Origin of the sequence: Enterobacter sp. PI-10 (assembly GCF_027947695.1) — a bacterium.
Classification (GTDB): Bacteria; Pseudomonadota; Gammaproteobacteria; order Enterobacterales; family Enterobacteriaceae; genus Enterobacter; species Enterobacter vonholyi.
In genome coordinates this window covers 1-18,663 of sequence record NZ_JAJNOG010000002.1, presented here as the reverse complement: position 1 = coordinate 18,663, position 18,663 = coordinate 1, and the positions used below count along the sequence as shown (strand labels likewise).

Genomic DNA, 18,663 nt, shown 5'->3' with positions numbered 1-18,663 from the left:
AGGATTGCTTAATGATTAATAAAATTTTTGCACTTCCGGTAGTCGAACAGCTTACCCCTGTGCTCTCCCGCCGTCAGATTGACGGTGCTGATATCATCGTCGTTGACCATCCGCGTGTTAAAGCGTCCGTGGCGCTGAATGGCGCTCACCTGCTCTCCTGGAAACCGGAAGGCGAAGCCGAAGGTTTGTGGCTGAGCGATGCGACCTCCTTCAAAAAAGGGGCTGCGATCCGCGGTGGCGTGCCTATCTGCTGGCCGTGGTTCGGCCCGTCAGCCCAGCAGGGTTTGCCTTCTCACGGTTTTGCCCGTAACCAGCAGTGGACCCTGAAAGCGCACAACGAAGACGATAACGGCGCCGTGCTGACCTTTGAGCTGCAGGCTAATGATGAAACCCGCGCCCTGTGGCCGCACGATTTCACCCTGTATGCCCGCTTCAAGCTGGGTAAAACCTGCGAAATCGAACTGGAAGCTCACGGCGAGTTCGAGACCACCTCTGCCCTGCACACCTATTTCAACGTGGGTGATATCAGCGCAGTGAAGGTGAGCGGCCTGGGCGATACCTATATCGATAAAGTCGATAACGCGAAAGAAGGCAAACTGAGCGACGGCGTTCAGGCATTCCCTGACCGTACCGACCGCGTCTACCTGCACCCGGAAGCGTGCAGCGTGATCCACGACGGCGCCCTGAACCGCGGCATTGAAGTGGTCCATCATCATCACAGCGATGTGGTGGGCTGGAACCCGGGTCCTGCGCTGTCCGTCAGCATGGCCGACATGACGGATGAGGGTTATAAAACGTTTGTCTGCGTGGAAACGGCTCGCGTGACCAACCCGCAGAAAGCGAGTGAAGAAAAACCGTCTCGTTTAGGGCAGACGATTCGCATTGTGAAGCGATAATTTCTCCGCACCACGCTAAAGCAAACGGGGCGCAAGCGCCCCGTTTTGATGCATAGATTGCACTAAATTAATGCACAATCAGAACTTGTAGCTCACACCCACAGAGAAGATGCCTGCCCAGGACTTATCGACCATCGGGCTATCCTTCACTTCGTCGCTCAGACGCTCGTAGCGGCCGGTACCGTACACGCTCCAGTCGCCAAGGAAGTTGTAGCTCGCTGTCAGCTCCAGGTAAGGATCCCAGCCGTCATCTGCACTATAACTTTTCAGACCACTGCGGCGGGACTCGTTTTTAGAGACGCCGTAGTAATAGTCGTTGTAGTTCTCGCTGTTGTACTGCACACCAATACCCGGCGTCAGGGTCAGCCCACCGTTGGTATAGCGGTACAACCACGCCAGATCCCAGATAAAGCCGTTGCTATTATCCAGCGTGTCACCCGCCAGGGCCGTACGCAGGAAGCCATACTGGGTGTTATGCACGTATGAGAGGCCAGCCATCATCGAGCTTTTACGCTTGTCGAGCTGGCGAAGCGCGTGGCTGTCGCTGTCACCCGGCTTGAAGTGCGTTGGATCGTAGTAGGCCATGATGGAGAGCTTATCGGCCTTGTCGTTCCAGAGATAGTAGCCGCCGCCGAGCCCGCGGAACCAGACGTTATCCCCTTCATAGGTGATAACCGGAACAGGATACACATCACGGTCATACTGTTTGTACGGGCTGTTAATGACGCCAACACCCGCGCCAAGCGTCCACTGACTTTCCGCCTGTGCGGTACTTACTGCGGTCGCGGCAAGGATGCCTAATGCCAGAAGTTTGAGTTTGGTCACAATCCATTCTTTCCTGTAGTCAAATAATCAGCGGGTGAAGTGTAACCGCCATTCCCGTACATCCCAAAATTTTTTGCCTGCTAATCAGTCTGATTAACCCGTTATTCTTAACTTTTCAGATGACAACACGCTTTCATTTATATGACCGCTGAATGAAAAGCGTGCATTTGTCTTATAACGACAGTGGAAATTTTTGGATGAGTTATTGATATGTCATTGAAAGTAGATTTTGTGGGCATGCAAGTTTTGCAAATGCCATCTACGCTTTAATTTAAGAAGAGTTTTCCTGAACACCCTGCGGTTCTTAGCGTCTGACCTGGCATACAGGTTGCTGCTCTGGCAGTGAGGTGCGAGAGATTCTCTTCCGGGAGCCTCCACTACTCATACGAACGGCTCTTATCCTGTGCTAAAAAACGAAAGGACGGCATGCCATGAATATATTCGATCACTATCGCCAGCGCTATGAAGCTGCCAAGGACGAAGAGTTCACACTGCAGGAGTTTCTTACCATCTGTCGGCAAGATCGCAGTGCCTATGCCAATGCGGCAGAACGGCTATTGATGGCTATTGGTGAGCCAAACATGGTTGACACTGCCCTGGAACCCCGGCTTTCCCGTCTCTTTTCGAATCGGGTGGTCGCCCGATATCCGGCGTTTGAAGAGTTCTATGGTATGGAAGATGCCATCGAACAGATTGTCTCCTATCTGAAGCATGCCGCTCAGGGTCTGGAAGAGAAGAAACAGATCCTCTATTTACTCGGCCCCGTGGGCGGCGGTAAATCCTCGCTGGCGGAACGCCTGAAGTCGCTGATGCAGCGCGTGCCTATCTATGTGCTGAGCGCCAACGGCGAGCGCAGCCCGGTGAATGACCATCCGCTGTGCCTGTTCAATCCGCAGGAAGATGCGCAGATTCTGGATAAAGAATACGGTATTCCGCGTCGCTACCTCGGCACCATCATGTCGCCGTGGGCGGCAAAACGCCTGCACGAGTTTGGTGGCGATATCACCAAATTCCGCGTGGTGAAGGTCTGGCCATCTATCCTTGAACAGATCGCCATCGCCAAAACTGAACCCGGCGATGAGAACAACCAGGACATCTCGGCGCTGGTGGGTAAAGTTGACATCCGCAAGCTGGAAAACTTCGCGCAAAACGATCCGGATGCCTACGGTTACTCAGGCGCGCTGTGCCGGGCTAACCAGGGGATCATGGAGTTCGTTGAGATGTTTAAAGCACCGATTAAAGTGCTGCATCCGCTGCTGACGGCTACCCAGGAAGGCAACTACAACGGGACGGAAGGTATCTCCGCCCTGCCGTTTAACGGGATTATTCTCGCCCACTCGAACGAATCTGAATGGGTGACCTTCCGTAATAACAAAAACAATGAGGCCTTCCTTGACCGCGTGTACATCGTCAAGGTGCCTTACTGCCTGCGGATCTCCGAAGAGATCAAAATTTACGAGAAACTGCTTAACCACAGTGAGCTTGTGCACGCTCCCTGCGCGCCGGGCACCCTGGAAACGCTGTCTCGCTTCTCCATCCTTTCGCGCCTGAAAGAGCCGGAAAACTCCAGCATCTACTCGAAAATGCGCGTGTATGACGGTGAGAGCCTGAAGGATACCGATCCGAAAGCGAAGTCGTATCAGGAATACCGCGACTACGCCGGGGTCGATGAAGGGATGAACGGTCTGTCCACGCGCTTCGCGTTTAAGATCCTCTCCCGCGTCTTTAACTTCGACCATGCGGAAGTGGCGGCCAACCCGGTTCATCTGTTCTACGTGCTGGAACAGCAAATCGAACGCGAACAGTTCCCGCAGGAGCAGGCTGAACGCTATCTTGAGTTCCTGAAAGGTTACCTGATCCCGAAATACGCCGAGTTCATCGGCAAAGAGATCCAGACGGCCTACCTGGAATCCTATTCAGAGTACGGGCAGAACATTTTTGACCGTTACGTCACCTACGCTGACTTCTGGATCCAGGATCAGGAGTACCGCGACCCGGATACCGGCCAGCTGTTTGACCGTGAATCCCTGAACGCGGAGTTGGAAAAAATCGAGAAGCCTGCCGGGATCAGCAACCCGAAAGACTTCCGTAATGAGATTGTGAACTTCGTCCTGCGCGCCAGAGCGCATAACAACGGGCGCAATCCGAACTGGACCAGCTACGAGAAGCTGCGCACGGTCATTGAGAAGAAAATGTTCTCCAATACCGAAGAGCTGCTGCCGGTGATCTCGTTTAACGCCAAAACCTCAACCGATGAACAGAAAAAACACGACGATTTTGTCGACCGTATGATGGAAAAAGGCTACACCCGCAAACAGGTGCGCCTGCTCTGCGAATGGTACCTGCGCGTGCGTAAATCGTCTTAAAACAAGTGCCCGGCGGCGCTTAGAGCCTGCCGGGCCTACAAAATGCAAGTTGGCAAATGCAGTACGGGGGGTATATGACCTGGTTTATTGACCGGCGTCTTAACGGCAAAAACAAGAGCACGGTGAACCGCCAGCGCTTCTTGCGTCGTTATAAAGCGCAAATTAAACAGTCTATCTCCGAGGCCATCAACAAACGCTCGGTGACCGACGTCGACAGCGGCGAGTCTGTCTCCATCCCCACCGATGACATCAGCGAACCGATGTTTCATCAGGGGCGAGGCGGCCTGCGCCATCGCGTACACCCAGGTAATGACCACTTCGTTCAGAACGACAGAATTGAGCGCCCTCAGGGCGGCGGAGGTGGTTCAGGAAGCGGTCAGGGACAGGCCAGCCAGGACGGTGAAGGTCAGGACGAATTTGTCTTCCAGATTTCAAAAGATGAATATCTCGACCTGCTGTTCGAAGACCTGGCGCTGCCGAATCTGAAAAAGAATCAGCATCGTCAGCTTAATGAATATAAAACCCACCGCGCGGGCTACACCGCCAACGGCGTACCCGCCAACATCAGCGTCGTACGTTCGCTGCAGAATTCGCTGGCGCGACGCACGGCCATGACGGCAGGAAAACGGCGCGAGCTGCGCGAGCTGGAGAGCAGCCTGAAGGTGGTGGAAAACACGGAACCGGCGCAACTGCTGGAAGAGGAGCGCCTGCGTAAAGAGATTGCAGAGCTGAGGGCGAAGATCGAACGGGTCCCGTTTATCGACACCTTTGACCTGCGCTACAAGAACTACGAAAAACGCCCTGAGCCCTCCAGCCAGGCGGTGATGTTCTGTCTGATGGACGTGTCCGGCTCGATGGACCAGGCAACCAAGGATATGGCGAAGCGTTTTTATATTTTGCTCTACCTTTTCCTGAGCAGAACCTATAAGAACGTGGAGGTGGTCTATATCCGCCACCACACCCAGGCGAAGGAGGTGGATGAACATGAGTTCTTCTACTCTCAGGAAACCGGGGGGACCATCGTCTCGAGCGCGCTGAAGCTGATGGATGAAGTGGTCAAAGAGCGCTACGACCCGGCGCAGTGGAATATTTATGCTGCGCAGGCGTCGGACGGCGATAACTGGGCCGACGACTCACCGCTGTGTCACGAGATTCTGGCGAAGAAAATTCTGCCTGTGGTGCGTTACTACAGCTATATCGAAATCACCCGCCGCGCGCACCAGACCCTGTGGCGAGAATATGAGCATCTGCAGGCGATGTTCGACAATTTTGCCATGCAGCATATCCGTGACCAGGATGATATTTATCCGGTGTTCAGGGAGCTGTTCCACAAGCAGTCTGCTACCAGCAACGCATAATCCAACAGCCAGCGAGCCCGCTGGCTGTTTTCTTTCGACCCCGCTCATCCCGTGCTAATGTAGAACGCTGCATACTGGATTATCACCGGGAAATCGTTATGACTGATGACGTTATTGGGGCAGGAACCCACCAGCAACTGATTACCTTACTCACCGAGCAGGGCGCGCGGTTTCGCGTCATGGAGCACGAGGCGGTCGGGAAATGTGAAGCGGTAAGTGAAATTCGCGGGACCGACCTGCGGCAAGGCGCAAAAGCCCTGGTCTGCAAGGTGAAGGGAAACGGCGTAAAAAAACACGTTCTGGCGATCCTCGCCGCCGATCTGCAGGCTGACCTGAGCCAGCTTGCAAGCCATTTTGGCGGGCTAAAAGCCTCCCTCGCCAGCCCGGCGGAAGTCGATGCCCTGACCGCCTGCGTTTTCGGCGCTATCCCGCCCTTTAGCTTCCATCCTGATTTGGCACTGGTTGCCGACCCGCTGCTGTTCGAGCGTTTTGACGAAATCGCGTTTAACGCCGGCCTGCTGGAGAAATCCGTGATTATGGATACCCAGGATTACCTGCGCATCGCCCGTCCTGAGCTTGTCACCTTCCATAAAGCGTAACTGCGATGGCTGACGCCCTGTCAGCCTTTTCGTTCCAGAAACAGCACGGAGGCAACGAGAATAGCGGCAATAGCGAAAAACGATGAGGAGATAATCAGCGTTTCAACAAACATGTGATCGTTCATGATGGCGACCCTTTTGCGATATCTGCTTTCGTTTTAATCCGCGTAAGTGACAAGGTTATGACAACGACAAAATCTTTTTAACCCTTTTCTCTGCCGCGTTTGCGCGTACAGTAAACAGAACAATTTTTCTGGCAAGGATTCCCTATGTTTGACCCTACTCTGCTCATTCTTCTGGCACTGGCCGCGCTCGGCTTTGTCAGCCATAACACCACCGTCGCCATCTCGATTCTGGTGCTGATTATTGTACGCGTGACCCCGTTAAATACCTTTTTCCCGTGGATAGAAAAACAAGGCCTCACCATCGGGATCATTATCTTGACCATTGGGGTAATGGCGCCGATCGCCAGCGGCACGCTGCCCGCATCAACCCTGCTGCACTCGTTCGTAAACTGGAAATCGCTGGTGGCGATCGCGGTGGGGATTTTTGTTTCGTGGCTGGGGGGACGCGGCGTCACGCTGATGAGCAGCCAGCCCTCGCTGGTGGCGGGTCTGCTGGTGGGCACCGTGCTGGGCGTGGCGCTCTTTCGTGGCGTACCGGTCGGCCCGCTGATTGCGGCAGGCCTTGTCTCTCTGTTTATCGGGAAGTCGTAGTCAGGCTGGCCATATAACGCGCTGGCGTCTGGCCCAGTCCTTTTCTGAACATGGTGATAAACGCGGTGGTAGAGTCATAGCCCAGTGACTGGGCCACCTGCTGTACCGATTTCCCGCCGATCAGGTGCTGTAATGCCATAATCAGCTGCAGCTGGTGACGCCAGCGGCGAAAGCTTAAACCGGTCTCTTTCACCACCAGCCGCGCCAGGCTGCGTTCGCTCATGGCGAAGTGGCTCGCCCACTGCGCCAGCGTCTGCCAGGCGGCGGGCTCTTCCGCCATTTTCTCGCTCATCAGCCGAATTTTGGGATGGGGCGAGACGGGCAGCTGCAGATGCTCCTGACGCTGGAGCGGCAGCTCGTCAAACAGGACGTCCACCAGACGCGATGTGGCCGCGAGCTGCAGCTGTTCACGAGATTTTTCCGCGAGCGATAAAATCAGCTCCCGCACCAGGGTGGAGATTTTCAGGGTACAGCAGCGCTCGGGCAGGCTGACGGCCCCCGGCTCAATAAACAAAAAGCAGAGCTGCGCGCCCGGCGTGGCCCTGTTGCTGTGCGGCATCTGGCCGGGGATCCAGACGGCATACTGAGGTGGAACCATCAGCATCGCATTTTCCACTTCACAGGTGATTGCGCCGCCGAGGGCCAGAATCAGCTGCCCCTTACGGTGATGATGTCGGGGAATATACTGTTCCTCCGCCACCACGCGGATGCGAAATGCGACGGCCGCATTGTACTGGCTATCTGGATCGTAGCCTTCCAGTCCCAGACCAATCATCAGTTTGTCCGATATTAGCGATAAACTGTCATTTTAGCCTGATTTCAACCGCTGATAAAATGGGTATTGTGTGCGCTCGCTTGAACGTATGAGAACATAATGACTACTGCTATTCGCACCTCAGGAAAACACGGCGCGCTGTTGGTTGCAGGCATCCTGATGATTGCCACTACGCTTCGCGTCACCTTTACCGGCGCAGCGCCGCTGCTCGATACCATTCGTCTTGATTATGGCTTAAGTACGGCGCAAACCGGTCTGCTGACCACCCTGCCCCTGCTGGCTTTCGCCATTGTCTCGCCGCTCGCCGCGGGCGTTGCCCGGCGTATCGGCATGGAGCGCAGCCTGTTTATCGCCCTGCTGCTGATTTGCGTCGGGATTGCCGTTCGCTCCCTGCCTTCCGCCGCTTTGCTTTTCACCGGAACGGCGATCGTCGGCTGCGGTATTGCGCTCGGGAACGTGCTGTTACCCGGATTAATTAAGCGTGATTTTCCCGGCCAGGTGGCGAAGCTCACCGGCGCCTATTCCCTGACGATGGGCGTCTCGGCGGCGTTCGGTTCGGCAATGATCGTTCCCCTGGCACAGGGTAGCGCCGGCTGGCATGGCGCGCTGCTGATGCTGATGGCGTTTCCGCTGGTCGCGCTGCTGCTCTGGCTGCCCCAGTGGCGTCAGAAACACGTCGCAACGGTAACGGCCGCAGGCGCGCTACATAACCGCGCGATCTGGCGCTCGGCCCTCGCCTGGCAGGTCACGCTCTTTTTGGGGATAAACTCGCTGATTTACTACGTCATCATCGGCTGGCTGCCGGCGATACTGCTGAGCCACGGCTACAGCGAAGCGCAGGCCGGCTCGGTGCACGGTCTGTTGCAGCTGGCTACGGCCGTGCCGGGACTCGCCGTTCCGCTGATCCTTCACCGTCTGAAAGACCAGCGGGCGATCGCAGGCGCGGTGGCGCTGATGTGCGCGATAAGCGCGGCGGGATTATGGTTTATGCCGGGCATGGCGGTGATGTGGACGCTGGTGTTTGGCTTTGGCACAGGGGCAACGATGATCCTCGGCCTGACGTTCATCGGTCTGCGCGCCAGTTCTGCACACCAGGCGGCGGCGTTGTCCGGCATGGCGCAGTCGATTGGCTATCTGCTCGCCGCCTGCGGTCCCCCGCTGATGGGGAAAATTCACGATAGCGCGGGAGACTGGCAAATCCCGCTTCTGGGCTGCGCCCTGGCCGCCGTGATAATGGCCCTCTGCGGCATCTTAGCCGGGCGAGACCGGGAGATCGCGCCCCGTTAAACAGTGTGGCAGACCCTCGGGTCTGCCTTTTTTACCCGCGAGCGGCGCGCAGCATCGCCTGCACCAGCACGACCGGACGCCCTTCGAGCGCGGCACGCTCGTGCTGGAATAAGGTGATCACGAAGAACGGGTGCGTAACCAACTCCGCGGCGCGAATTTCCCCCCGATCGTCCCAGCCCGTAACATGCATATCACCGCTTTCCAGCGCCTGTGCAAACGCCGGCGACACACCATAGTTACAGTGATACCCCTCTTCAATTTCCGGCTTGCCGTATGCTTTGGCGATCAGCGTATTTTTGCGCAGTTCAATCGCATCGGTTTTTTCCACCAGCGAGCAGGTCAGCGGCGCAATCACCATGGTGCCTTCGGTATCCGTCTCAGCGTGTGCCGCATCGGCCCAGCCCAGCACGTTTCGGGCATACTCAATCAGCGCGTGCTGGAACCCGCCGCAGGTGCCCAGGAACGGGATGCTGTTTTCACGGGCGTAGCGCGCGGCGATAAAAGCGGCCTCGGTGTTTTTGTAGGGGCTGGCAGGAACCAGCCAGATGGCATCGTAGCCCACCAGATCTTCAGGGCTAGTCAGCTCCGTGGTGGCCAGCCAGTCGTAATCGGCGGTGAGGTCAAGGACTGCTGCAGCGTCGTCAATGGCCAACGGGATCGCCTGATGCGCAATAACATTGGGATTGTAATCGCCAACCAGCGCAATGCGCAGCGTCGTTTTAACCGGGAGGTGTTCCATGAAAGGTTCCTTATGCCAGAGTATTATCAGATAACATAAGGAACCTCAGACTACCGATCTTTTGCAATTATCACAATACCTTAAATTGGGAGGGTGAAATCATGATTCAGTGCAAACGCGTTTACGAACAGGCAGGTCCGGACGACGGCTATCGGGTGCTGGTGGACAAGCTCTGGCCTCGCGGGGTTAAAAAAACGGACCTCGTTTATGACGAATGGTGTAAAGCGCTCACGCCCTCGAATGAACTACGCAAGGCCTTTCATAGCGAAACCATTGATTTCACCGCCTTCAGTAAGGCCTATCGGGAAGAGCTTGCGCAGCATGCTAACGAGGGAGTGCGTCTGGCGACGCTGGCGCGCAGGCAGACCGTCACCCTGCTCTTTGCTGCCAAAAACACGGAGCAAAATCACGCCCTGATCTTAGCCGACTGGCTGCGTCATCTGTGATCAGCCGATCGTCAGTTCATCCAGAATTTGCGGCGCTTCATCCGGGGTGAGCGGCATCAGATGTTCGGCGCGTACAAACGCAAAGCCGTGCTGGTTGTCAAAGGCGTAGACATCACCCGTCACCAGCCAAAGCGCGCGATCTGCGGTGGCCGGTAATTGCGTCATCACGCCGTTGACCGGGTTAACAAAACGCAGACCAGGCTGGCAGAGGCCAAATAGTTCAACAGATTTACCAATATTGCGACGGCCTGACGCCGTGCGGGCACCCACGATCATCGCCATGCTGCCCGGTTTTAGCTGAAACATACTTCTCTCGCGGAAACGAATGCCAGAAACTGGCTAAGATTAATCCTAAAGAGAAGTGTATCGCAGGCGGTATCCGTCTGTCACCTGGTGGGTTGCGGACGATCGCGACGATAGAGCGTCCATTCATCGATCACTTCCCCGCCCGGTAATTTGCACTCGGTGCGAACGCCCTGCGGGCTTTGAACCGGGATCTGTTCCCCGCCTTTCTCCAGGCAGTAGACGGAGGCCGGGTTCGCCATACCAATAACGTGCGGCGGTTTCGGCGCATCGGGTGGCGTGGGTTTTGCGGTACAGGCGGTCAGGGGAAGCGCCAGCGCCAGAAGCAGAAATCTCATCTCATTGATCCTTTTGACGTCATTACACCCTAAGGGTAACGGGTCATCGCCGCGTTCTCCATGATTTCTCCATTTTAACTGCACTTTTCAGCACTATAGTGTGGCATGTTCTCGATATGACCAGAGAACATCATTCCGTAATCAAGATGTCTTTGCCCCGGTCTCAACAACGGGGCTTTTTTTCACGCATGCTGCCCTCTCCCTGCATATATTAAATTTTCTGTATTCATGTTTTACTATGCCTGAAGCCTCAAAACTCAGCATAACATGCAGATGCAGACGTCTTCTGCCTGGGAGTCATTCTACGTCATGTCGGATCTTATCCTCGCTCGCGTTTCAGAAACCCTTGCCACCGAGCAGTCCCTTGAAAGCCTCGTTCGCCAGCTGCTGGAGATGCTGGAGATTGTCACCGACATGGAGTCGACCTACCTGACGAAGGTCGATATCGAGGCGCGGCTGCAGCACATCCTCTACGCCCGCAACAGCAAGCAGATGACGATCCCGGAGGGTCTGAGCGTCCCATGGGACGAGACGCTGTGCAAGCGTGCTCTGGACAGTGACACGTTATTCAGCAATGACGTACCCGAACGTTGGCCCGAGTGTGAAGCCGCAAAAGCGCTTGGCATTACGACCTACATGAGTATACCTGTCCATCTTGCGGATGGTTCACTCTACGGCACGCTCTGCGCCACCAGCACGGCCAGAAAGCCGCTTAGCGAGCGCGGGGAACAGGTTCTGAAGCTCTTCGCCGGGCTGATCGCCCAGTCCATTCAGAAAGAGTCGCTGGTAACCCAGCTTCGCGAAGCCAATGCGGCCCTCATCGCGCACTCCTACACGGATGCCCTTACCGGTTTACCCAACCGTCGCGCCATTTTTGAAGATCTGACCACGCTGTTTTCTCTGGCCCGGCACCTTAAGCGTAACGCCATCATCGCGTTCATCGATCTGAATGATTTCAAACTGATTAACGATCGTTACGGCCATGAGGCTGGCGACCAGTTCCTGATAGAAGTGGGCAAGCGTTTGACGGAAGAGAAACAGGAGGACGATATTATCGGCCGACTGGGCGGTGATGAATTTCTGGTCGCATCGCTGAGCCAGCTCCACGAGGACGGAGATAACGCGCAGGTTACGCTGCTCAAAACGCGCCTCAGCGCCTGTATCGCAGGCGAATACTGGCTGGGCAGCGTTCATATTATTTATCCGGGCGCCAGCCTCGGCGTTATCGAAGTGGACCCTGCCGCAACCGATCCTGACAGCGCATTACGCGACGCGGATGTCGCGATGTATCAGGATAAGAAAGGAAAAAGCAAAACACGCTTTCTCACTATGGATTAACCCCGTACACTCTACGGCGTTACAAAAACCGAAACAGGTGATGATATGAGAATAGGGATCCTCTTCCCGGTCGTTATTTTTATAACGGCGGTGATTTTTTTAGCGTGGTTTTTTGTCGGTGGTTACGCGGCGCCTGGGGCATAAATGAGAAAAACGACCCTCATTATGCTGATCGTTGCCATCGCGGCGTTTGCCGGCACCCAGCTTGGCTGGTGGTAAACGCCAATACGTAAAAAGGCCGCCATCTGGCAGCCTTTTTTCAACGCTTTTAAGCCTTAGCTTTTGATTTTTCTGTAGATAAACAGAACAACCAGCGCACCAATCACCGCGACGGCGAAACTGCCGAAGTTAAAGCCATCGACTTTGCCAAAACCGAACAGCGTACTGATCCAGCCGCCGACTACTGCGCCGACAATACCCAGTATTACGGTGACGATAAACCCACCGCCATCTTTGCCCGGCATGATCCACTTCGCCAGAATACCCGCAATAAGCCCAAAGATAATCCAGGATAAAATTCCCATAACTTTCCTCTCTGTATGGTTTTTGTCATTAAATCAACGACACAAAAAAGAATAGCACAGGATTTCAGAAAGGAAATTTGTGATAGGCGTCACAATGAGAGAGTGAGTGATTATTCATCAACAAAAAGAGCGTGCCACATAAACTGTGGGGTTGCATCTTTTGTTGAGAAAGATTATCTTTCTCAACACTGAATAGTTGAGCGAAATACTCAGGTATTCAGTACGACATTGCTCACATTGCTTCCAGTATTTCTTGCCCACTCCTGAGTGGGCTTTTTTTTCTGCTCATACCCCAACAAACGCGTAACGGTTACGTCCTGCGCGCTTTGCCTGATAGAGGGCCTGGTCAGCGGCAATAATGATATTTTGCTGGCTGCCAGCGATGTCGACGGCACGTGCGGTAGAAATCCCGACGCTGACCGTTACCCGTCCGAAGGGGCTAAAAGCATGCGCAATTTGCAGGGAAAACACATTGCGAATAATCGTCTGCGCCAGTCGGAGCGCATCCTGGATATCCGTATCCGGCAATATCAGCGCAAACTCTTCTCCGCCGTATCGCGCCACAATCTGATTATCACGCGTAAGGCTCTCCCTGAGGCTGTTTCCGAGCATTGCCAGACACCGGTCCCCTTCCGGATGACCGTAGTTATCGTTGTATTTTTTGAAGTAATCCACGTCTACGATCAGTATCGAAATCGGTGCGTCATGCTCAGCACACATAGTGATTTCCGAGAGGATTTTTTCATCAAAGAAGCGGCGGTTGTACAGCCCGGTCAACGCATCTTCTGAGGCAATAATCTTCAGCGCTTTGTTATCCCTTGTTTTTCGGGACAGGTCGGAATACAGGAAGTATGACGCCACAATGAGGATCGCCGTGAACACGAAAATGAGCACCGCCAGCTGAATGGCCTGTTTGCGCCAGGGTGCAAGGGCTTCATCAATGCTAACGGCCACGGTGGTGACCAGTCCGTAGCGTCTGTTTTTCTCGTAGGCATAAATGCGCTCGATTTTATCAAACCGTGAGATGGAGCTGGCTATCCCCGAATTTTGTACCTTGAGATATTTCCTGAATAGCGGTGAATCAGAAACAATCGTGCCGATATAAGTATTTTTAAAGGGATAACGGATCAGCAGCACGCCTGATTGCGTCGTTAAGCCGATGACGCCCGAGTGACCGATATTAATCTGCCCGTAGAGTGCCAGAAAATTTTCGATACCCAGCGTCACCACCACCACTCCGTTAAATGCCCCGCTCTCGGTTTCAAGGCGTCGACTGATGGTGATAACCCATTTGCCATTGGTTCTGCTTACCACCGGCTCCCCAATAAAAATCTGCTGAGTTTTATTTTCTTTGTGATAGATAAAAAACTCTCTGTCCGAGCCTTTGCGTGACCCGGTAAAACTTTCATGCAGTGCGGTGAAGATATCGCCCTGAGCGTTGTAAACAACCACATTATTAATCTGGGTAAGAAGGTTATCCTGATTATTGATCACGTGCTGAATATTGGTCGCCTGCTGCGGGGTCATACCATAAATTTCGATTATGTCGGAAACGGTAGTAATTAACATTTCACTCTGGCGCATGATCCCCTCGGTGTAGACATCAAGGGTATGGCTCAGGTTAGCAACGCTGGTATTAATTTGCTGGATTGACTGCTGTCTGGACGTGGCTATTTGGACGGCGAGCGACAGCGAGAGGATCAATGAAACAATGATGACGGTAATGGTTGTTGTGTAAAAAGTATTTTTCACATGCACGAGCTTTTCCACCTTATCACGCCTGACATCCCTGGCTGACAACTCTTGTCACTGTAACAAAGCTCGGGATAAGAGGAAAATGAATTGCACTTAAGCAGACAACGGAAGCTTGCCTTTATTTTGTTTTACAAACTTACGATCTCCCTGGGTTTAGATAAAATGACTTTAATAAAATCGATATAGGAGACGGGCTTACCAAAATAATATCCCTGTAACAGGGTTATCTCATTACGGTTGAGATACTCCAGCTGCTCTTTTGTTTCTACTCCTTCAGCTACAATGCGCAATGAGAGTTTTTTCGCCAGATCAATGACGCAGTCCAGCAGGATCGTTGAGTCCTTTTCCTCTGAAACCCGGTTCACAAAGCTTTTATCAATTTTAATATAATCAATGGCAAGCGCATTAAGGCATGACAGCCCGGAATAACCCGTACCAAAATCATCAAGGGCAATAACAAAACCGGCGTTATGCAGCATGTTGAGGTTTTCCACCAGGTGAGGATTATCGATCAGCGGTTCACGCTCGGTCACCTCGAGAACCAGTTTGACTTCTTTACCCTGAAACCCCTTCCCGAAGACGCGACAGTCCCCGATAAAGGAAGGTGCATTGATGTGTCTGGCGCTGATGTTCACCCCGATATGAAACCCGTCCGGTAGCTTAGGCAACAGTGGTTTAAGCTGTGCGACCACTTTCGCCATCAACCCTTTGGTTAACGGGATAATTAAACCGCTACGTTCGGCAATCGGAATAAAGACATCCGGCGGGATAAAGCCTGACTTTGGATGTTTCCATCTCGCCAGGACCTCAACGCCGTACAACCCGCCGGTATCCCCGTTCACGATCGGCTGATAATAAGGCTCGATCTCCCCCTGCAAAATGGCTTTGCGCAAATCGTCTTCGAATGAGGTGCTTTTCCCCTTGTAACGGCGGATCAAAATGCCCACCGCCACGGATAATGCAAGAATAAGCAGTGTCAGGCTCCATCCCTGCTGCAGTAGCCGCGTCAGGCTAAAAAAGGCAGGAGGCTGCCAGGCCAGGCTAAAGGGGAACTGCGAAGATGTCGTCAGTGACCCCGTCCACGAGGCCGCTTTCCAGCCGGTCACATCACCGCTGCGGGTAAACATTCTTTCGCCGACAACCAGTCCCAGGCCAACGCTATTTGATGCGCTCGTAATGGCATCCTGCAAATGCGCGTCGCTGATGCTGACCATGACGCGCCCTCCCGCAACGGGCATCTGAAAGACAAGCACCGGCATGCCGTTCACCAGCCGATTGCCGGGTAGCAGCATCAACTTTTCGGCAGGTAAGGTCTCAGGGTGAATAATCAATACGCCATTCCCGGGAAGGGAAGTACAGATGATCCTGCCCTGCTGCTGGATCATGATGGCGCGCAGATGCGGTTTTAGCGCGGCTTCCGTCCCTAGCGCCAGCTGTCCGCTACTGGTACACCCCTGCTCCGCAACGCGCTTCGCCGTGCTGGCCGCACTGACTGCTTCAGCCAGAATACTTTCTATTTTTTGGGTGCTTGCCGTCGCGGCATGACTATTACTCAGCTTCGCCATCTGCCATAGCTGCCAGTTAATAATCAGAATGCCGCTCAGAAAAAGAAACAGGGCACTCATAATAGGGATCATCACGTTGCGCATGATGTTTTCCTTAATAGAAAAAACAAGCATGGATGTACTAGAAGAAAAGCCTGTGCTAATCCGGCGTTGCTTATGACAATGAAAATAGCTTAGCTGAGAATTGTCTTAAAAAACTGATGCTTTCGTATGAGTTCACCTGCCCGAATTTGCTCACATGACGTGACTATCAGGCTTGTTCCTTGCCCAGGCTGTGTTAAGCTTTGTGAAATCAGGGAGCGGACTGGATATCTGGAAAATGAAAAAGCGCATTGCCGTTGCTATCGTTTCAACGCTTCTGGTCTTCCTGTCTCTTTATGCCGTCAATGCTGTCATCACAGGACAGCAGAAGAGCAAACAGCTCGAAATATCCCGAACCCTTTTACATTATTCAGAAGACCTGTCCCAAAACGTTGCGCTGGGCCTAAAAAGCATAACGACGCAGGGATGTGATAAAGCCAGCCTTGATAGCTACAGACAAATCAAGCTTCATAATCTTTATTTTGGCGATATAGGTTTTATCGAAAAGGGAAAAATAGTCTGTACCGCTTTTTGGGGGAAACTCGCAACGCCCGTTGCACTTCCTGCAGAACTGCATAAAACGCCGAGAGGCTTTCTCCTGGCCCAGTTTTCGCGAAAAGACTTTTTCACGGGCAACGCGGCAATTTATAACAATATTATTATCTTCACCTCCCGCTATGCTTACGATAAATTCAGCCCGGTTACCGCAAGTTATTCGCTAAGTGCTACCACGAAAGACTTCGGCAGAGTCTTTTTTTCGGCCGCTCCGGAGCTAAATCAGCAGAGCTGGCTGCATTCGACGTTGTTTACCCTGACCCTGACGCAGTGCAGCGCCTTCTGGGACCTGTGCGTCATCGTGAAGCATCATGACGCTGGGCTGGCCTCGTTACCTCCGTTTATCTTTGCGCTTCTTGCGGTCATTCTCTGTTTGATCTGGATCGCGATTACGTTGTTTATCTTCCGAATCTATGAAGATCGTTTTTCTCTGGAACGCACGCTGATCAAAGCCGTCATCACGAATACCATCTGCGTTAACTATCAGCCCATTATCCGCATTCACGATAAAAAAATCGTGGGTGTTGAAGTTCTGTCGAGATGGCGCGATCAAAAGCACGGGGACGTCTCTCCGGAGCTGTTTATTCCATTAATTAAGAAGATTGGTCTGTATAAAAAATATTATAGTAATATTATCGAAAAATCCCTTTCCGAAATTGCCCCACTGGCAATAAAACACCAGCTGATAGTCTCAATCAACGTTGGGCGGAAGGAAATTGAAGATGGACAGTTCATTACCATTTTGCGTCGTGCGTGTTTTGCCAATCACCTTCCCCTTTCCCTGATGAAGGTCGAACTCTCTGAGAAAGCCGTTTCAACGGCAGATATCCTCGAGGGGTTCTGTCGGGAGCTCAAATCGCTCGGCGTTAAAATATCAATAGATGATTTTGGCGTGCAAAACTCGAACCTCGCCCGCCTGTCGCTGCTTGAATATGATGAAATCAAAATTGATAAGTCGCTGGTTGACGGCATCAGCGAGCATTATAAGCAAAACATCTTCGCTATCTTCAGCGATGCTCTTGCAAGATTGAATAAAACGCTTGTATTCGAGGGCGTGGAAAATGAAATTCAATATCGCTTTATTGCGGACAGATATCCCGATGCCCTGATCCAGGGATGGTATTTTTCAAAAGCACTCACCCGCAGCGAACTGGCGAAGCAACTCACCGGCGTCACACCGTAATTCAAAACTGGCGTGCCCGTTTTTTTCAGTCGGGCATTTCAATTTTTTACGCAAAAACATATAGTCGTCACAATCAGACGGTAGATTACCCTGAAGCACACTCATATTTTGGTTAAAAACGTGAAATTATCCTTACTATTCCCAGTGGTACTCTTTTGCCTGACCGTTATTTTCGCGCTGCTTATCGACGCCCCCGCTTCGCATATTCTGCGGAAAAAGTGCATGTGGTCCGATAGCGTGATGCTTAGCTGTATCGCAAAGCATCAGCATAACGGTTTTTGAAGCAGGCTATTCATTTCCCCACTGATTGAGGAAGTTCGCAATATCATCAATGCGCCCCGCACGGATCCCGGCCTCTGCGGCCATCTCCTGCTGGGCTTCCTCGCTAATCTCGTCGTTATTCGATAAACGGGTAAGCAGCAGCTGGAAATAATGCGCAAGCGCGTCGAGCTCTGACTCAGCGACGGACTCTGCGGCTTCCGTAGCATACTCATCGGCAATGTCATAATATTTCAGTGGGATATCGTTGTTCATAACTGTCTCGTCGCTAACCTGTAAGGGTGAAGCCATCAGTATATCGGACGCCTTATCTCAACCAAAGCATTGCTTCAGATGAGCAACGCAAGCAGCGCCGCGAGAGCGGGTACGGCCTGTACATACAAAATTTTCCGGCTGGCGGTGGCTGCGCCAAAGAGCCCGGCGATCAGCACGCAGGCCAGGAAGAAGATGGCCACCTGAATACCCTTTTCGCCGAGCCAGAGGCTCCAGAGCAGACCTGCCGCCAGAAAACCGTTATACAGCCCCTGATTCGCGGCCAGTACGCGGGTATCGCGCGCAAAATCAGGACGCAGATTAAAGGCCTTGTGCCCTGTTTTGGTATTCCACAGGAACATTTCCAGCACAAGAATGTAGAGATGGATGAGTGCAACGAAAGCGATAAGAAGAGTAGCTAGCATCGTGTTGTCTCCCGCAGGCAGAGGCAAAAAAAACGGGAACCCTCAGGCCCCCGCTCTT

The 18,663-nt window shown here is 53.2% G+C and carries 21 protein-coding genes; 10 read left to right on the top strand and 11 right to left on the bottom strand.

The genetic code is table 11. The annotated features are described in order from the left end of the window. Window positions 1-11 precede the first annotated feature (11 nt). The gene (locus LRM19_RS04570; protein WP_115874792.1) at window positions 12-896 is read left to right on the top strand and encodes a D-hexose-6-phosphate mutarotase; all 885 of its coding nucleotides are present in this window, start codon (window positions 12-14) and stop codon (window positions 894-896) included. A gap of 78 nt (window positions 897-974) precedes the next feature. Here LRM19_RS04570 and LRM19_RS04565 read toward each other — a convergent pair whose 3' ends face one another. After that, window positions 975-1,721 (bottom strand): MipA/OmpV family protein, encoded by a 747-nt coding sequence (locus tag LRM19_RS04565; protein WP_115874791.1) that lies wholly within the window; start codon window positions 1,719-1,721, stop codon window positions 975-977. 431 nt (window positions 1,722-2,152) lie between these two features. Here LRM19_RS04565 and yeaG point away from each other — a divergent pair, with 431 nt between their 5' ends. The 3 genes from yeaG (at window position 2,153) to LRM19_RS04550 (ending at window position 6,044) form a co-directional block, all read left to right on the top strand. Continuing rightward, on the top strand, window positions 2,153-4,087 hold the full coding sequence (gene yeaG / locus LRM19_RS04560) for a protein kinase YeaG (RefSeq protein ID WP_008500713.1): 1,935 nt from the start codon (window positions 2,153-2,155) through the stop codon (window positions 4,085-4,087). Window positions 4,088-4,161: 74 nt separating this feature from the next. Further along, window positions 4,162-5,445, top strand: coding sequence for a YeaH/YhbH family protein (locus tag LRM19_RS04555; RefSeq protein WP_032651499.1), 1,284 nt, complete (start codon window positions 4,162-4,164; stop codon window positions 5,443-5,445). Window positions 5,446-5,543: 98 nt separating this feature from the next. Continuing rightward, on the top strand, window positions 5,544-6,044 hold the full coding sequence (locus tag LRM19_RS04550) for a YbaK/prolyl-tRNA synthetase associated domain-containing protein (protein WP_111965576.1): 501 nt from the start codon (window positions 5,544-5,546) through the stop codon (window positions 6,042-6,044). Between the two features lie 20 nt (window positions 6,045-6,064). Here the strand turns inward: LRM19_RS04550 and yoaI are convergent, their stop codons facing one another. After that, a complete protein-coding gene (gene yoaI / locus LRM19_RS04545; protein WP_111965575.1) occupies window positions 6,065-6,169 on the bottom strand; it encodes a small membrane protein YoaI in 105 nt (34 codons plus the stop codon). A 144-nt stretch (window positions 6,170-6,313) separates the two neighbouring features. Between yoaI and LRM19_RS04540 the strand changes: the two genes are divergently transcribed. Next, window positions 6,314-6,760 (top strand): DUF441 domain-containing protein, encoded by a 447-nt coding sequence (locus LRM19_RS04540; RefSeq protein WP_024908579.1) that lies wholly within the window; start codon window positions 6,314-6,316, stop codon window positions 6,758-6,760. Here the strand turns inward: LRM19_RS04540 and LRM19_RS04535 are convergent. Next, window positions 6,744-7,535 (bottom strand): AraC family transcriptional regulator, encoded by a 792-nt coding sequence (locus LRM19_RS04535; RefSeq protein ID WP_271367695.1) that lies wholly within the window; start codon window positions 7,533-7,535, stop codon window positions 6,744-6,746. The genes LRM19_RS04540 and LRM19_RS04535 overlap by 17 nt on opposite strands. Before the next feature lie 99 nt (window positions 7,536-7,634). Between LRM19_RS04535 and LRM19_RS04530 the strand changes: the two genes are divergently transcribed. Next, window positions 7,635-8,822, top strand: a complete 1,188-nt coding sequence (locus LRM19_RS04530) for a CynX/NimT family MFS transporter (RefSeq protein WP_115874788.1) — start codon at window positions 7,635-7,637, stop codon at window positions 8,820-8,822. A gap of 31 nt (window positions 8,823-8,853) precedes the next feature. Here the strand turns inward: LRM19_RS04530 and LRM19_RS04525 are convergent, their stop codons facing one another. Continuing rightward, window positions 8,854-9,561 (bottom strand): CTP synthase C-terminal region-related (seleno)protein, encoded by a 708-nt coding sequence (locus tag LRM19_RS04525; RefSeq protein ID WP_127730432.1) that lies wholly within the window; start codon window positions 9,559-9,561, stop codon window positions 8,854-8,856. Between the two features lie 101 nt (window positions 9,562-9,662). On the opposite strand from LRM19_RS04525, the gene LRM19_RS04520 reads away from it, so the two are divergent. Then, entirely contained in the window at window positions 9,663-10,007 is a 345-nt protein-coding gene (locus LRM19_RS04520; protein ID WP_271367694.1) for a DUF488 domain-containing protein, read from the top strand. Here LRM19_RS04520 and LRM19_RS04515 read toward each other — a convergent pair whose 3' ends face one another. Both LRM19_RS04515 and LRM19_RS04510 read right to left on the bottom strand, forming a co-directional pair. Then, window positions 10,008-10,313, bottom strand: a complete 306-nt coding sequence (locus LRM19_RS04515) for a periplasmic protein (RefSeq protein WP_045401563.1) — start codon at window positions 10,311-10,313, stop codon at window positions 10,008-10,010. A gap of 80 nt (window positions 10,314-10,393) precedes the next feature. After that, complete coding sequence (locus LRM19_RS04510) at window positions 10,394-10,648, bottom strand: putative hemolysin (protein WP_111965569.1); 255 nt, start codon at window positions 10,646-10,648, stop codon at window positions 10,394-10,396. Between the two features lie 309 nt (window positions 10,649-10,957). Here LRM19_RS04510 and LRM19_RS04505 point away from each other — a divergent pair, with 309 nt between their 5' ends. After that, window positions 10,958-11,986, top strand: coding sequence for a sensor domain-containing diguanylate cyclase (locus LRM19_RS04505; protein WP_127732765.1), 1,029 nt, complete (start codon window positions 10,958-10,960; stop codon window positions 11,984-11,986). Between the two features lie 45 nt (window positions 11,987-12,031). Beyond that, window positions 12,032-12,130 (top strand): YoaK family small membrane protein, encoded by a 99-nt coding sequence (locus tag LRM19_RS04500; RefSeq protein ID WP_029739841.1) that lies wholly within the window; start codon window positions 12,032-12,034, stop codon window positions 12,128-12,130. A 131-nt stretch (window positions 12,131-12,261) separates the two neighbouring features. Here LRM19_RS04500 and LRM19_RS04495 read toward each other — a convergent pair whose 3' ends face one another. The 3 genes from LRM19_RS04495 to LRM19_RS04485 form a co-directional block, all read right to left on the bottom strand. Further along, the gene (locus tag LRM19_RS04495) at window positions 12,262-12,510 is read right to left on the bottom strand and encodes a GlsB/YeaQ/YmgE family stress response membrane protein (protein ID WP_008500746.1); all 249 of its coding nucleotides are present in this window, start codon (window positions 12,508-12,510) and stop codon (window positions 12,262-12,264) included. A gap of 285 nt (window positions 12,511-12,795) precedes the next feature. After that, a complete protein-coding gene (locus LRM19_RS04490; RefSeq protein ID WP_442876243.1) occupies window positions 12,796-14,280 on the bottom strand; it encodes a sensor domain-containing diguanylate cyclase in 1,485 nt (494 codons plus the stop codon). 113 nt (window positions 14,281-14,393) lie between these two features. Beyond that, complete coding sequence (locus tag LRM19_RS04485; protein WP_271367693.1) at window positions 14,394-15,914, bottom strand: EAL domain-containing protein; 1,521 nt, start codon at window positions 15,912-15,914, stop codon at window positions 14,394-14,396. Window positions 15,915-16,149: 235 nt separating this feature from the next. Here LRM19_RS04485 and LRM19_RS04480 point away from each other — a divergent pair, with 235 nt between their 5' ends. Then, window positions 16,150-17,649 (top strand): EAL domain-containing protein, encoded by a 1,500-nt coding sequence (locus tag LRM19_RS04480; protein WP_271367692.1) that lies wholly within the window; start codon window positions 16,150-16,152, stop codon window positions 17,647-17,649. A 288-nt stretch (window positions 17,650-17,937) separates the two neighbouring features. Here the strand turns inward: LRM19_RS04480 and LRM19_RS04475 are convergent, their stop codons facing one another. Next, the gene (locus LRM19_RS04475) at window positions 17,938-18,183 is read right to left on the bottom strand and encodes a DUF2543 family protein (RefSeq protein WP_271367691.1); all 246 of its coding nucleotides are present in this window, start codon (window positions 18,181-18,183) and stop codon (window positions 17,938-17,940) included. Between the two features lie 74 nt (window positions 18,184-18,257). Continuing rightward, on the bottom strand, window positions 18,258-18,605 hold the full coding sequence (locus LRM19_RS04470; RefSeq protein WP_271367690.1) for a DUF1304 domain-containing protein: 348 nt from the start codon (window positions 18,603-18,605) through the stop codon (window positions 18,258-18,260). Window positions 18,606-18,663 lie beyond the last annotated feature (58 nt).